Annotated in this window: 13 protein-coding genes and 1 tRNA gene; 11 read left to right on the top strand and 3 right to left on the bottom strand. The window is 62.2% G+C overall.

Annotated elements, in window-relative coordinates:
• Positions 1 to 47: 47 nt before the first annotated feature.
• From NKH71_RS20060 to NKH71_RS20045, 4 genes are all read left to right on the top strand, one after another.
• A complete protein-coding gene (locus tag NKH71_RS20060) occupies positions 48 to 518 on the top strand; it encodes a cyclophilin-like fold protein (RefSeq protein ID WP_352790302.1) in 471 nt (156 codons plus the stop codon).
• Between the two features lie 205 nt (positions 519 to 723).
• Complete coding sequence (locus NKH71_RS20055) at positions 724 to 1,083, top strand: (R)-mandelonitrile lyase (RefSeq protein WP_352640273.1); 360 nt, start codon at positions 724 to 726, stop codon at positions 1,081 to 1,083.
• Between the two features lie 27 nt (positions 1,084 to 1,110).
• A complete protein-coding gene (locus NKH71_RS20050; RefSeq protein WP_502900404.1) occupies positions 1,111 to 1,887 on the top strand; it encodes a carboxymuconolactone decarboxylase family protein in 777 nt (258 codons plus the stop codon).
• A 15-nt stretch (positions 1,888 to 1,902) separates the two neighbouring features.
• A complete protein-coding gene (locus NKH71_RS20045; RefSeq protein ID WP_352895290.1) occupies positions 1,903 to 3,126 on the top strand; it encodes an arabinose transporter in 1,224 nt (407 codons plus the stop codon).
• A 249-nt stretch (positions 3,127 to 3,375) separates the two neighbouring features.
• Here the strand turns inward: NKH71_RS20045 and NKH71_RS20040 are convergent.
• Positions 3,376 to 3,452: transfer RNA gene (locus NKH71_RS20040), tRNA-Arg, on the bottom strand.
• 325 nt (positions 3,453 to 3,777) lie between these two features.
• Positions 3,778 to 5,265 carry a sensor histidine kinase gene (locus NKH71_RS20035; protein ID WP_023718217.1) on the bottom strand — a complete coding sequence of 496 codons (1,488 nt, stop codon included), beginning with the start codon at positions 5,263 to 5,265 and terminating at the stop codon, positions 3,778 to 3,780.
• 335 nt (positions 5,266 to 5,600) lie between these two features.
• On the opposite strand from NKH71_RS20035, the gene rpmH reads away from it, so the two are divergent.
• From rpmH to yihA, 5 genes are all read left to right on the top strand, one after another.
• Positions 5,601 to 5,735, top strand: a complete 135-nt coding sequence (gene rpmH, locus NKH71_RS20030) for a 50S ribosomal protein L34 (protein ID WP_008833937.1) — start codon at positions 5,601 to 5,603, stop codon at positions 5,733 to 5,735.
• A gap of 23 nt (positions 5,736 to 5,758) precedes the next feature.
• On the top strand, positions 5,759 to 6,112 hold the full coding sequence (gene rnpA / locus NKH71_RS20025; protein WP_352895289.1) for a ribonuclease P protein component: 354 nt from the start codon (positions 5,759 to 5,761) through the stop codon (positions 6,110 to 6,112).
• 13 nt (positions 6,113 to 6,125) lie between these two features.
• Entirely contained in the window at positions 6,126 to 7,937 is a 1,812-nt protein-coding gene (gene yidC / locus NKH71_RS20020; RefSeq protein WP_352895288.1) for a membrane protein insertase YidC, read from the top strand.
• 144 nt (positions 7,938 to 8,081) lie between these two features.
• Complete coding sequence (locus NKH71_RS20015; protein WP_352591267.1) at positions 8,082 to 8,720, top strand: CatB-related O-acetyltransferase; 639 nt, start codon at positions 8,082 to 8,084, stop codon at positions 8,718 to 8,720.
• Positions 8,717 to 9,376: a ribosome biogenesis GTP-binding protein YihA/YsxC gene (yihA, locus tag NKH71_RS20010; RefSeq protein ID WP_031193748.1), complete on the top strand. Its 660-nt coding sequence runs from the start codon at positions 8,717 to 8,719 to the stop codon at positions 9,374 to 9,376. Before NKH71_RS20015 ends, yihA begins: the two co-directional genes overlap by 4 nt.
• 21 nt (positions 9,377 to 9,397) lie before the next feature.
• Here the strand turns inward: yihA and NKH71_RS20005 are convergent, their stop codons facing one another.
• The gene (locus tag NKH71_RS20005) at positions 9,398 to 10,147 is read right to left on the bottom strand and encodes a TetR/AcrR family transcriptional regulator (protein WP_352484315.1); all 750 of its coding nucleotides are present in this window, start codon (positions 10,145 to 10,147) and stop codon (positions 9,398 to 9,400) included.
• A gap of 143 nt (positions 10,148 to 10,290) precedes the next feature.
• On the opposite strand from NKH71_RS20005, the gene NKH71_RS20000 reads away from it, so the two are divergent.
• The gene (locus tag NKH71_RS20000; protein WP_352484316.1) at positions 10,291 to 11,469 is read left to right on the top strand and encodes an HlyD family secretion protein; all 1,179 of its coding nucleotides are present in this window, start codon (positions 10,291 to 10,293) and stop codon (positions 11,467 to 11,469) included.
• 67 nt (positions 11,470 to 11,536) lie between these two features.
• The gene (locus tag NKH71_RS19995) at positions 11,537 to 13,090 is read left to right on the top strand and encodes a DHA2 family efflux MFS transporter permease subunit (protein ID WP_352484355.1); all 1,554 of its coding nucleotides are present in this window, start codon (positions 11,537 to 11,539) and stop codon (positions 13,088 to 13,090) included.
• The last annotated feature ends 94 nt before the right edge of the window (positions 13,091 to 13,184 follow it).

The raw sequence follows: 13,184 nt of genomic DNA, 5'->3' as shown, positions 1-13,184 counted from the left end.
CGTGTGCCGGAGCAATGGACATGGCCGCACCGATTGGGAAACCTTAAATGACACGCGACGCCGCATGGCTTTCACGCCGCACCTTGCTGGCAGGTGCTGCCAGCTTCGCGCTTCCCTCTTCGGTGCGCTCTCAGACCTCTACAACCCCGGGTACGAAAGGAGCCCCAATGCGCCTGAGATTTGTTTTTGCAGATCAGGATTTCACGGCGACGCTGGAGAACAATCCTTCAGCGCACGATCTGGTCTCGATGCTGCCGCTGGACCTGACGATCGACGACTATTCGTCCAACGAGAAGATCGCCTATCTGCCGCGCAAGCTCACCGAGGAAGGCAGCGGTCGCTTCGGGAACGAGGCAGCTGGCGATCTTTGCTACTACGCCCCCTGGGGCAATCTCGCGATGTTTCATGGTCTCTATCGCTGGTCGCGCGGCCTGATCCGGCTCGGGCGACTAGACCAGGGACCGGCGCCGCTTCTGATGCGCGGAGAATATCCGCTGCGCGTCGAAATGCTTTCCTGAACCTGGAAGGCCGCTGCGCATCAGCACAAATGCCGCGGGTGTCGGACAAAACCCGCATCATTCACCGAGAACAGCAAGAAGCTGCAAACGCAGAAGGAGACCGACATGAAGAAGATTCTCGCTGCCGCTGCAATCAGCACGGCCGGCCTGATGCCGGCCGAGGCCGAGACCATCGAAATCCGTACGAACGGCGGCACGCCGGGCCGTGATCGGAACGGCGGACAACTTCACCGGGCAGGCGGTCATCGGCCAGCTCTATCCGCCTACCGACATTACGCGGGCGAGCACTGGACTGGTGAACTTCGCGCCGGGCGCGCGGACGGTCTGGCACACCCATCCGGCAGGCCAGATGCTTATCATCACGAGCGGTCAAGGCTGGGTGCAGGAAGACGGCAAGGAGCGGCGCGGCATCAATCCTGGCGATGTGGTCTGGATTCCGGCCGGCGTGAAGCACTGGCATGGAGCGACCGCGATCAGCCCCATGGCGCATATCGCCTTGAGCTACATGCAGGACGGCAAGAACGTCGACTGGCTCGAACCTGTTTCCGACGAGCAATACCGCTGACGGGATAACGGAACGAAAGGCTTCATCATGAAAACCTCGACCGTTCTGGCTCTCGCTCTTTCCATGGGAGCCGTCGATACCGCCGCGCAAACCGGATCGCAGACCGGCAGCCTGTCTCGCGAAGACGTGCGAACCGTTTCGCCCGCGCTTGAGCGCTACGCCGATGAGAAGCTTGCAAATGGCCTCTGGAAGAGGCCGGGCCTGTCGCTGCGGGATCGCAGCATCGTCACTGTCGCTGCCGTGATCACGCGCAACCAGGACATTCTCCTGCCGGAGCAGGTGCATCTCGCACTCGACAATGGGGTGAAGCCGGCCGAAATCTCAGAGATTATCACGCATCTCGCCTTCTATGCCGGCTGGGGCAATGCGGTTGCCGCGACGGGCATCACGAAGGAGGTGTTCGCGGCGCGCGGTGTCGGACCCGACCAGCTCCCCAAGGCCATGGTTGATTTCCTGCCGCTGGACGAAAAAGCCGAGGCCGATCGCGCCGCCCGCGTCGCGCAAGGCACAGGACCGGCATCGCCGGGATTGGTGAGGGATACGACCGACGTATTGTTTCGCGACCTGTGGCTGCGGCCCGATCTCGCCCCGCGCGATCGCAGTCTGGTGACGGTCAGCGCCCTGATCTCGGCCGGCCAGGTCGAGCAGATTCCCTACCACCTCAACCGGGCGATGGATAATGGACTGATGCGCATGGAAGCCTCCGAAGCCATCAGCCATCTCGCGTACTACGCCGGATGGCCGAACGCTTTCTCGGCAGCCGCTGTTGCGCGCTCCGTGTTCGAGAAGCGCTCCGCCAACTGAACGCTGCTGGTCGCGATGACTCCTTTGCCCTCATCGTCCAGACCGCCGCCCTCAGCCGCCGTGACGTTGCTGCCGATCATGGCGGCCGTGTTGGCCGGCTTCCTCGTCATCGGCGCGGCCCTGCCGGTGCTGCCGCTGCATGTGAATCAGGATCTCGGCTTCGGAACTTTCGTCGTCGGCCTGGTTGCGGGCTCGCAATTTGCCGCGTCTCTGGTCACGCGCATATGGTCCGGCACCTATTCGGATGCGAATGGCGGCAAACGCAGCGTCGTCCTCGGCCTGATCGCCGCCGCCGGTGCTGGATTGCTGTATCTCCTGTCCTTGACCTTCGTGAGTTCGCCAACCCTCTCTGTTGCGATTCTTCTGGTGGGACGTGCGGTGCTCGGTGGAGCCGAAAGCTTCATCATCACCGGGGGCGTGAGCTGGGGATTGGCAATGGTCGATTCCGGCCATGCGGGGAAGGTCATCGCCTGGGTCGGCACGGCCATGTTCGCGGCGCTCGCCTTCGGCGGTCCGCTCGGCACGATGCTCTTTGTACCGTACGGCTTTGCGGCGATCGGCCTTATCACGACCTTGGCGCCACTGCTCGTTCTGCTGTTCCTATTGCGAGCGCCGAGTCCGCCTGTCCTATCGGCACGGACGAGATCCACTTTTGGCGGCGTGATTGGAGCGGTCTGGCTACCCGGACTTGGCGCGGCGCTTAGCAGCATCGGCTATTGCGCCATTCTCGCATTCAGCTCGCTCCTTTATGCCAATCACGGCTGGCAGCCCGTCTGGCTTGCCTTCACTGCCTTTGGCGCGGCGTTGATCGTGGCGCGAATGATGTTTGGCCATCTACCGGATAAGTTCGGCGGCGCGAGAATCGCCTTGGTGTTCGTTCTGGTGCAAGCGGCCGGATTGATCCTCATGGGATTGGCCCGAAGCACGATGATGGCATCCGCCGGAGCCGCTCTCGCGGGACTCGGCTACTCGCTCGTCTATCCCGGTCTGGGTGTCGAGGCTGTCCGTGACACCTCGCCTGAAAGCCGCGGGCTGGCAATGGGCATCTACACGGTCTTTCTCGATGTCGCGATGGCTCTAGGAAGCCCGGCGTTGGGATGGGCTGCCGATCGAGCAGGTTTGAGCGTTGTGTTCTTTATCAGCGCCGGTGTCACCTTTTGTACGACGGCCATTGCCTTGTATTTAGCCTACAGCACGCACCGAGGCCGACGGGCGCCTGCAAAGAGGTCTTATTGGTAAACTTCGCGGCAATCAGCGGCCTTCTACGTTCGCAACCGAAGTAGATTTAGAGTGAAATGGCTCATGCCACCCAAGTGATATATGGCACGTGCCTGCTGATCAGAAATCAGCCATTCAACCCGAGAGATTCGACCTTTTCCACCGCCTAACGCCGCCGTTTCTACGCCTTTCGCTCGCGGACTATCTCCCGCTCTTTGCGCGGGCGTAGTCTGATGGGAATCGGGCTATATCGTGCGATCGGTGGATATTTGGCGCGCCCGAAGAGATTCGAACTCCTGACCCCCAGATTCGTAGTCTGGTGCTCTATCCAGCTGAGCTACGGGCGCGCAACAGGCCATGCTTTGCATAGCCCCGCGATCCGATCCTGGCGACCGGCCGCGAATGTGAGCTGTTCCCTAGCGACTGAATTTGCGAAAAGCAAGCCGATCCTGGCCAAAAGTTTTGCCGTCACGTTTTGCCGTCATGCGCCGGCCGGCGAAGGTAAGATCGCGTCACGCGGCGGCCGAGCCGATAGGTCGTCGTCTTGGATCGGTCATTTGCCAATCGGAACGGTCCGTAACGAAACAAGCCGTTGCACGGCGGCCGAGCCGATGACTCTTAGTCCCGGACCAACCATTTGCGAATTGAAACGGTCCGTAACGAAACGGTTCGTTACGCCGGGCGGCGCAGGCCGTTGCGGGCTTGGTCGAGCCGGACCGGCTGGTCGGGAATGGTGACAGCGAATGTGGTGCGGCCGCCGATGCTTTCGACCAGCTCCACCGTGCCGCCATGGGCGCGGATCAATTCATGGGCGATCGCCAGGCCAAGGCCGGTGCCGCCGCTGCGGGCCGAGCCGCGAAACGCCGCGAACAGGTTTTCGCGCGCCTTCGGCGGCAGGCCGGGGCCGGTGTCGGTGACGACGATGCGGCTGACGCTGCCGATGCGCTCGGCCGATATGGTCAGGCGGCGCACTACGGCGCTCTCGGTGTCCGCCGCCATCGCCTGCACGGCGTTGCGGCTAAGATTGGTGAGCACGCGGAACAGCTGATCGGAATCGGCGTCGACCTCGAGCACCGGATCGACGGCGTTGACGAATTCGATGCCGCATTCGATGTCGAGCAGGCCCTGGACGTCCTCGACCAACTGGCGCAGCCGCAGCCTGCGACGCGACGGCGGCGGCTCCTGGGTGCGGCCATAGGACAGCACGCCTTCCGAATAGGACACGGCGCGATCGAGCGCGCGCAGCAGTTTTGGCGCGAAGGCCTGAACAGTCGGGTCCTTTACCTGGCGCAGGCGGTCCGACATCAGCTGCGCCGAGGCAAGGATGTTGCGCATGTCGTGGTTGATCTTCGACACGGCCAGGCCGAGATCGGCCAGGTGCTTCTGCTCGGTCAGCATCTTTTGCAGCCGCTCCTGCATCTGCGACAGCTCGCGTTCGGCGACGCCGATCTCGTCGGCCCGGGCGGCGGGGTGAATGATGCGACCGGGATCGTCGGGCGCCTCGGAAAAGGACAGCATCGAGCGCGTCATCGTCCTGATCGGGCCGATCATGATCAGGTCTATCGCGGCGTAGACCAGCATGGCGGTGAACAGCGAAATCAGCAGCGAGACGAAGGCGACGTTGCGCGAATAGATCAGCATGGCATTGCGCAGGCGGTGGTCGGGCATGATCAGCTCGAACTCCTTGTCGCTGTCGCCGACCGGCCCGAAAACGCGCAGCATCCTCTTGCCGCCGAAAAACAGCGTGTCCAGCGCGCCGGTCATGCCCTTGATCATGCCGACATTGGCGATATCGATATGCTCGTCCACCTGCGGCGGCATTTCGGCCACGACCAGCAGCCGCGAGACGCCGCCGTCGCGCACCGCGATCGCCTTGGCGCCGATCGCCATCAGCACGTCGTTCTGGGCGGCACGCGACAGCGAGGCAGGTTCGCCCTGCACCAGGACGATGGAAACAGCAGCGGCAGTACTCAGCCTCTCCTTCAGCCAACTCAGCCGGTAACTGGCGATCCAGGGCACGAAGATGAGGATTTCAGCCAAGAGCACGAAGACGATGGTGAGCAGCAGCAACTTGGTCGACAGGCCGCGCGCCAAGGGCACCCTGCGGGTGGCGGCCTTCGCCTCGGCGATGCTTTCGTCGGTTGCTGGGACTTCACTCATGCTCGTCGTCACGGCTGCCTGTCATCACGGCTGCTTGTCTTAAGGACTGCTTGTCTTCACGATCGCTTGATCGGGTGAGATTAGGCGATTGCGGCTTTTTTGCCAAATTCATCCTTGATCGAAGCCGGACAAAGGGCCGCAAGGACTTCCCTGCCAGTCCGACAACGCCGGCCCGACAGGCTGGATTGACTTCCAAAACCCTTCTTTCTATAAGCCCGCTCACGCTCGGGCCATTCGTCCCGGCGCGGTTTCGATCGCGCCAAAACCGGCCCGGCAAAGCTCCTGTTACAAAGTGACAGAATCAAGAAGGGCCGCACCCCGCGGTATTTAAACAAATGAAGCGTACTTACCAGCCGTCCAAACTCGTCCGCAAACGCAGGCACGGTTTCCGCGCCCGCATGGCAACCAAAGGTGGCCGCGGCGTCGTCGCAGCCCGCCGCAACCGCGGCCGCAAGCGTCTCAGCGCCTGAGCACCAAGCGAGAGACAAGATCGTTGCCCGCAACCGGCAAGCCAACGGGTGCCCATCCCAAGCGGCTTCTGAAGCGCGCGGAATTCCTGGCCGTCCGCCGTGGCGAAAAGCGCCGCGGGCGGCTTGTCCTCGTCGAGGTTCTGGATCGCAGCGACGGCGAGGCGCCGCGCGTCGGTTATACGGTCACCAAGAAGGTCGGCAATGCCGTCGTTCGCAACCGCATCCGGCGGCGGCTGAGAGAGGCCGTGCGCACGCATGCCGCGGATGACATGGCGCCCGGCAATGATTATGTCATCGTCGGGCGCGAAGACGTGCTTACCACTCCGTTTGGCCAGTTGAAGGCCGAACTCTCCCGCAGATTGCGTGGAACACGATAGGCCAAGGGCTTCGATGGAAAACAACCGCAACTTCTTTATCACCATCGCACTGTCGGTGCTGATCCTGGCGCTTTGGCAATATTTCTATGTGATGCCGCGCAGCGAGATGCAGCGTGAGGCCGCCCGCATCGAAGAACAGCGCGTGGCGGAGCAGAAGAAGGCCGCCCAAGGCACCAGTCCGGGCGCCAGCGAAACACCGGTGCAGCCGGGCGCCATTCCGAACGCGCCTGGCGGCGACGCGGTGACGCCGGCCGGCCGCGAGCAGGTGATTGCCTCGACCAAGCGCGTCAAGATCGACACGCCGAGCCTCGAAGGCTCGATCAACCTCACCGGCGCGCGCCTCGATGATCTCCGGCTCAAGCATTACAGGGAGACGGTCGACAAGACCTCGCCCGAGATTGCGCTGCTCAATCCTGAGTCGCTGCCCAACGGTTATTTCGCCGAGATCGGCTTTGTTGGGGACGACAAGGCGGGAACACTGCCGGGACCGAAGACCGTTTGGAACGTCGACGGCAATCCGACGCTGACGCCGGACACACCAGTGACGCTCGCCTTCAGTAACGACAAGGGCCTGACCTTCAAGCGCACATTCTCGGTCGACAGGGACTATATGTTCACGGTTTCCGATACGGTGCAGAATTCGGGTGCCGCCGCCGTCTCATTGTTCAACTATGGCCGCGTCACCCGTTTCGACAAGCCGGCCGTTGCCAGCATCTATGTGCTGTTCGAAGGCCTGATCGGCTTCACCGGCGAGGAAGGCCTGCAGGAACACAAATACGCGTCCATCGAAAAGGACAGGGAATTCAAGCCAGGCAAGTCGACCGACGGCTGGCTGGGCATCACCGACAAATATTGGGCGGTGACGCTGGCGCCGACAGAGAAGCAGCCGTTCCAGCCGCGCTATGCCTATTTCGAGGATGGCCGGCACCGCTATCAGTCCGACTTCCTGACCGACCACATCAATGTCGACGCCGGCCAATCGGCGACGGTTGAGACCGAGGTCTTCGCCGGCGCCAAGGAGGTCGGCAAGATCAATGCCTATGCCGAGGATCGCCACATCAAGCGGTTCGACCTGTTGATCGACTGGGGCTGGTTCCATTTCATCACCAAGCCGATGTTCTGGCTGATCGACACGCTCTACAAATTCTTCGGCAATTTCGGCCTGGCGATCCTCGCCACCACCGTCATCGTCAAGGCCCTCTTCTTCCCGCTCGCCAACAAGTCCTACGCGTCGATGGCGAACATGAAGAAGGTGCAGCCCAAGATGCTCGAAATCCGCGAGAAATACGCGGACGACAAGATGAAGCAGCAGCAGGCGATGATGGAGCTCTACAAGACCGAGAAGATCAACCCGATCGCCGGCTGCTGGCCGGTGGCGCTGCAGATCCCGGTCTTCTTCGCGCTCTACAAGGTGCTCTACATCACCATCGAGATGCGACACGCACCGTTCTTCGGCTGGATCCAGGATCTGGCGGCGCCGGACCCGACATCGATTTTCAACCTGTTCGGGCTGATCCCGATCACCTTGCCGCACATGCTGATGATCGGCGTCTGGCCGCTGATCATGGGCGTGACGATGTTCCTGCAGATGCGCATGAACCCGACGCCGCCGGACCCGACGCAGGCGGCGATCTTCACCTGGATGCCCGTGATCTTCACCTTCATGATGGCGGGTTTTCCGGCCGGTCTCGTTATCTACTGGGCCTGGAACAACACGCTCTCGATCCTGCAGCAGGGCGTGATCATGAAGCGGCAGGGCGCCAAGATCGAATTGTGGGACAATCTGGTCGCGCTGTTCCGCAAGAAACCGTCGCCGGCGGAATAGCCGGCGCTCCGATAATGCGAAACCAGAAAGCCCCGGTTCGTCCGGGGCTTTTTGCACAAGCTGCCGGCCTGGATTAAGCGATTGGTACTGCGGGACGGATCGCGCTATTTTGACCTGCCTGGCAGGTGCTCGACGGAGCTCGATATGACCGGACCCAATCCATCGATCAAGCATCCGATCCCGTTGCACACACGCGTCGGCTTTCTGAAACCGCTGGTGACGGCGCCTAATATCGAGATCGGCGACTTCACCTATTATGACGACCCTGACGGACCTGACAAATTCGCCGAAAAATGCGTGCTGCATCATTATCCGTTCATCGGCGACAGGCTGGTCATCGGCAAGTTCTGCGCCCTCGCCGAGGGCGCGCGTTTCATCATGAACGGCGCCAATCACGCCATGTCCGGCTTTTCGACCTATCCGTTCAATATCTTTGGCCACGGCTGGGAAGAAGGCTTCGACCCGGCGACATGGTCGAAGGAGGTGCGTGGCGACACAATCGTCGGCAACGACGTCTGGATCGGCATGGAAGCGGTGATGCTGCCGGGCGTCAAGATCGGCGACGGCGCCATTGTGGCGGCAAAGTCGGTGGTGACGCACGATGTGCCGGCCTATGCGATCGTCGCCGGCAATCCGGCCAAGGTGGTGAAGATGCGCTTCGATGACAGGACCATCCGGCGGCTGCTGGCGCTGGCGTGGTGGCACTGGCCGGTGGAAAAGATCAGCCGCAATCTCGATGCCATTCGTGGCAGCAACATTTTTCTTCTGGAGGCAGCGGTTTGAACGCGTTGAACAAGACCACGATCGGCATCGAATTGTTCACGCGAGCCTGGATCTTCATCCGCGGCGTGCCGGCGATGAAATTCCTGCCGCCGGAGGGTCCACCCGAGATCGCCTTTGCCGGCCGCTCCAATGTCGGCAAATCGTCGCTGATCAACGCGCTGGTCAACCAGAAGGGGCTGGCGCGCACCTCCAACACGCCGGGCCGGACGCAAGAGCTCAACTATTTCGTGCCGGGCGGATTTTCGGGAGAAGGCGCCGATCTGCCGCCGATGGCACTGGTCGATATGCCGGGCTATGGCTACGCCACGGCGCCGAAGGAAAAGGTCGACGAGTGGACGAAGCTCGTGTTCGACTACCTGAAGGGCCGCGTGACGCTGAAGCGCGTCTACGTGCTGATCGACGCCCGCCATGGCATCAAGGCCAAGGACGACGAGGTGCTGTCGCTGCTCGACAAGGCGGCGGTGTCGTATCAGATCGTGCTGACCAAGACCGACAAGATCAAGGCGGCGGGGGTACCACGGCTGATCGAGGAAACGCTGCAGAAGATCAAGAAACGCCCGGCGGCCTTTCCCTTCGTGCTCGCCACGTCGTCGGAAAAGAGCGAAGGCCTCGAAGAATTGCGTGCGGCGATCGTGCTCGCCGCCAATGGCGGATAGGCAACGGAATCCGACGGCTGGTCAGGCGGGGCTGGAGGTCCGTTCCTGCTCTGCAAGCTGTTCGGTGCCGTAGGCCTTCAGGAACACATCGACGCCCGACCTGACGATATGTTCGATCTCGGCCGCACTTGGCGCTTTGGTGCGATAGGCGAATATGCACTGGCGGAAAAGACCGGCCAGGCACAGCTCGGTGAACTGATAGGCGGCAAGCTCGACATCGTCGATCTTCAGCAGGCCGCGTTCGATAGCCATGTTGAGGAAAACGACAACCCGGTCATGGCCGCGCTTCGGGCCGCGTTCGTAAAATCGCGCGCCAAGCTCCGGAATGCGTTCCGACGCGCCGATCACCGTCCGCTGCGCCAGGATGACCCTCGCCGAGGTGATCTTCATGGACAGCACGATGCCGAACTTCACCAGCGTCTGGCGAAGGTCGCCGATCTGGTCCAGCACTTCGTACATGTTCTTGAAGATCGTGCCGCGTTCTTCCTCGATCAGCGCTTCGAACAGCTCTTCCTTGTTGGCGAAGTAGACATAGATGGTGCCCTTGGACACGCCGGCCTCGCGGGTGATGTCGTTCATCGACGCGGCTTCGAAGCCCTTGTCGATGAAGACACGGCGCGCACCGTCGATGATCTGGCTGCGCTTGACTGGGTCTTGCCCCGCGGCCGGGCGGCCGCGCGGCAGACTGTCCAGCAGATCGCACTGGTCCTTGCCAGCGCCGGGCAATGGGCCTGACTCAGGCAAAGGAGCGGCCTTGGGGGCTTCGGCCATAATGTCACACCTCGTAAAATAATTCGAACCATCCGGTTCGATTGCTCTTGATATGGGCTTCTTTAAGCGCTAAGTCAATGTCGGGATCGAACCGAACGGTTCAGTCTGACAAAATTCAGCGCCAGTTAATTTAGAGAGATATCATGTCCTCGAACGCGCCCACCAGTGCCGAAGTCCGCCCTTTCCCCAGTGCCAAGGTCCAGCCTGCGATCGAAGCGCCGGAAGCCCCTGTCAAACCCGCCGACGTCACCCCGCTGGCTCCCGCCAAAAAGAAGCGCTCGATGCGCTCGATGTTGTTGCCCATCATCGGCCTGGCCCTGCTGGGCGCCGGCGCCTGGTATGGCTATGATTACTGGACCGACGGGCGCTTTATGATCACGACCGACGACGCCTATGTCCAGGCCGACACGGCGTTCATCTCGCCAAAAATCTCGGGCTATGTCGATCAGGTCAAAGTGACCGAGAACCAGCAAGTGAAGGCCGGCGACCCGCTGCTGATCGTCGATGACGGCGACTACAAGATAGCCGTTGCCCAGGCCGAGGCGCAGATCGCCACGTTGAGCAAGACGCTCGACCGCATCGATGCCCAGACTGAGGCGGCGCGCGCCTCGCTCAAGCAGGCGCAGGCGCAGAAGACCGCCGACCAGGCCGCGGCCGATAATGCCAAGCGCGTCCAAGCGCGGGCCGCCCAGCTGCTCAAGACCCGCGTCGGCACCCAGGCCCAGTTGGACGATGCCCAGACGGCGGTCGAGCAAGCCAATGCCGCACTTGCCGGCGCCGACGCGCAGATCGCGGCGGCTCAGGCCAATATCGGCGTGCTCCAGGCGCAGCGCACGGAATCGGCCAGCACGCTGGCCTCGCTGCAGCTTGCCCACGACAAGGCGGTGCGGGACCTGTCCTTCACCGTGCTGCGCGCACCCTATGACGGCGTGGTCGGCAACCGCTCGGTCGAGCAGGGTGACCTGATCAGCCCTGGACAGAAGCTCGCCGTCATCGTGCCAATGGACAAGCTCTACATCGTCGCCAATTTCAAGGAGACGCAGCTTGCCCGGCTGGTGCCTGGTGAAAAGGTCAGAGTGTCGGTCGACGCGATCGACGGCCAGGACATCGAGGGTACCGTGTCGTCGCTGGCGCCGGCTTCAGGGGCAGTGTTCTCGCTGCTGCCGCCGGAGAACGCCACAGGCAATTTCACCAAGGTGGTGCAGCGCGTTCCGGTTCGCATCGACGTGCCAGCGGATGTGCTGAAGACGGGCAAGCTGCGAGCTGGCCTGAGCGTCGTCGTCGCCGTCGACAGCCGCACGGCGCCTTCGGCATCGAAGTAAAGCGGAACCGGGAGCAAAGGTCATGGCGACCGCAACCCTAACTGCAGGATCGGCGCCGAGGCCAGCCATGCCGGTGCCGGTCGACCACATCTCGACACGCCGCGTCATCGCCTTCCTGGCAATGGTGTTCGGCATGTTCATGGCGATCCTGGACATCCAGATCGTCTCGGCCTCGCTGGCTGAGATCCAGGCGGGCCTGAGCGCCAGTTCGGACGAGATTCCGTGGGTGCAGACGGCCTATCTGATTGCCGAGGTGGTGATGATCCCGCTGTCGGGCTTCCTCAGCCGGATGCTGTCGACGCGAGTGCTGTTCACGATCTCGGCGGCAGGGTTCACCGCGGCCAGCGCGCTGGCGGCGACCGCAACCAATATCGACCAGATGATCGTCTACCGCGCCGTGCAGGGCTTCATCGGCGGCGGCATGATCCCGAGCGTCTTTGCAGCCGCCTTCACCATCTTCCCACCGTCGCGTCGCGCCATCGTCTCGCCGATGATCGGCCTGGTGGCGACGCTGGCGCCAACCATCGGCCCGACAGTCGGCGGCTATATCAGCCATGCCATGTCCTGGCACTGGCTGTTCCTGGTCAACGTCGTGCCCGGCATTCTGGTGACGACGGCCGCCTGGTCGCTGATCGACTTCGACAAACCCAATCTCAAGCTGTTCAGCAAGTTCGACTGGTGGGGGCTTGCCGGTATGGCCGCCTTCCTGGGCTGCATGGAATATGTGCTGGAGGAAGGTCCCAATAACGACTGGCTGCAGGATCAGGCGGTGTTCGTCTGCGCCGTCATCATGACCTTCGGCGCGGTGCTGTTCTTCTGGCGCGTGTTCACCGCCGAGGAGCCGATTGTCGATCTGAGGGCTTTCAGCAATATCAATTTCGCCTTCGGCTCGCTGTTCTCCTTCGTCGTCGGCATCGGCCTCTACGGTCTGACCTATCTTTATCCGGTGTTCCTGGGGCGCATCCGCGGCTACGATTCGATGATGATCGGCGAGGCGCTGTTCGTCAGCGGCCTGGCCATGTTCTTCACCGCGCCGATCTCCGGCATCCTGTCGAACAAGATGGACCCGCGCATCATGATGATGATCGGCTTCTTCGGCTTCGCCACGGGGACCTGGTGGATGACGCATCTCACCGCCGACTGGGATTTCTATGAACTGCTGATCCCGCAGATCCTGCGCGGTTGCTCGATGATGCTGTGCATGGTGCCGATCAACAACATTGCGCTCGGAACCCTGCCGCCGGAGCGGCTGAAGAATGCGTCTGGCCTGTTCAACCTGACCCGCAATCTCGGCGGCGCCGTCGGCCTGGCCGTCATCAACACCGTGCTGATCGACCGCAATGCCTTCCACTACGCCAGGCTCTCCGAGCACGTGCAATGGGGAAGTGCCGCTGCGCAGCAGAAGCTGCAGAACATGACGCTCAACTTCGAGCAGACCGCCGGGCTCGACGCCTCCAAGGCGGCCATCTCCAAACTGTCAGGCATGGTCCAGCAGCAGGCGTCGCTGCTGTCGTTCATGGACGTATTCTTCATGCTGACGGTTTTGTTCGCGACGCTTGGGCTCTTCACCCTGGTGATCCGCAAGCCAGCCGCTCAGGGCGGCGGTGGCGGAGGCCATTGAGGCGCGCTGGATCCCCGCCTGGCGCCCTCGCGCATGACCCCGAAAAGCGATTTCGGGGTCATGCGCAAAATCAACCATTACGAAGTCCTCGCGC

The organism is Mesorhizobium sp. M0983, from assembly GCF_040318975.1.
GTDB lineage: Bacteria > Pseudomonadota > Alphaproteobacteria > Rhizobiales > Rhizobiaceae > Mesorhizobium.
Note: the sequence above shows the minus strand (reverse complement) of the source record. Positions and strands in the feature narration are given on the sequence as shown.

What these genes read in the sequence shown, in the direction of transcription:
- yidC (WP_352895288.1), top strand. Translation starts at nt 6,126, where the DNA reads ATGGAAAACAACCGCAACTTCTTTATCACCATCGCACTGTCGGTGCTG.
- NKH71_RS20000 (WP_352484316.1), top strand. Translation starts at nt 10,291, where the DNA reads ATGTCCTCGAACGCGCCCACCAGTGCCGAAGTCCGCCCTTTCCCCAGT.
- NKH71_RS20045 (WP_352895290.1), top strand. Translation starts at nt 1,903, where the DNA reads ATGACTCCTTTGCCCTCATCGTCCAGACCGCCGCCCTCAGCCGCCGTG.
- NKH71_RS19995 (WP_352484355.1), top strand. Translation starts at nt 11,537, where the DNA reads ATGCCGGTGCCGGTCGACCACATCTCGACACGCCGCGTCATCGCCTTC.
- NKH71_RS20050 (WP_502900404.1), top strand. Translation starts at nt 1,111, where the DNA reads ATGAAAACCTCGACCGTTCTGGCTCTCGCTCTTTCCATGGGAGCCGTC.
- NKH71_RS20035 (WP_023718217.1), bottom strand. Translation starts at nt 5,265, where the DNA reads ATGAGTGAAGTCCCAGCAACCGACGAAAGCATCGCCGAGGCGAAGGCC.
- NKH71_RS20005 (WP_352484315.1), bottom strand. Translation starts at nt 10,147, where the DNA reads ATGGCCGAAGCCCCCAAGGCCGCTCCTTTGCCTGAGTCAGGCCCATTG.
- NKH71_RS20060 (WP_352790302.1), top strand. Translation starts at nt 48, where the DNA reads ATGACACGCGACGCCGCATGGCTTTCACGCCGCACCTTGCTGGCAGGT.
- NKH71_RS20015 (WP_352591267.1), top strand. Translation starts at nt 8,082, where the DNA reads ATGACCGGACCCAATCCATCGATCAAGCATCCGATCCCGTTGCACACA.
- rpmH (WP_008833937.1), top strand. Translation starts at nt 5,601, where the DNA reads ATGAAGCGTACTTACCAGCCGTCCAAACTCGTCCGCAAACGCAGGCAC.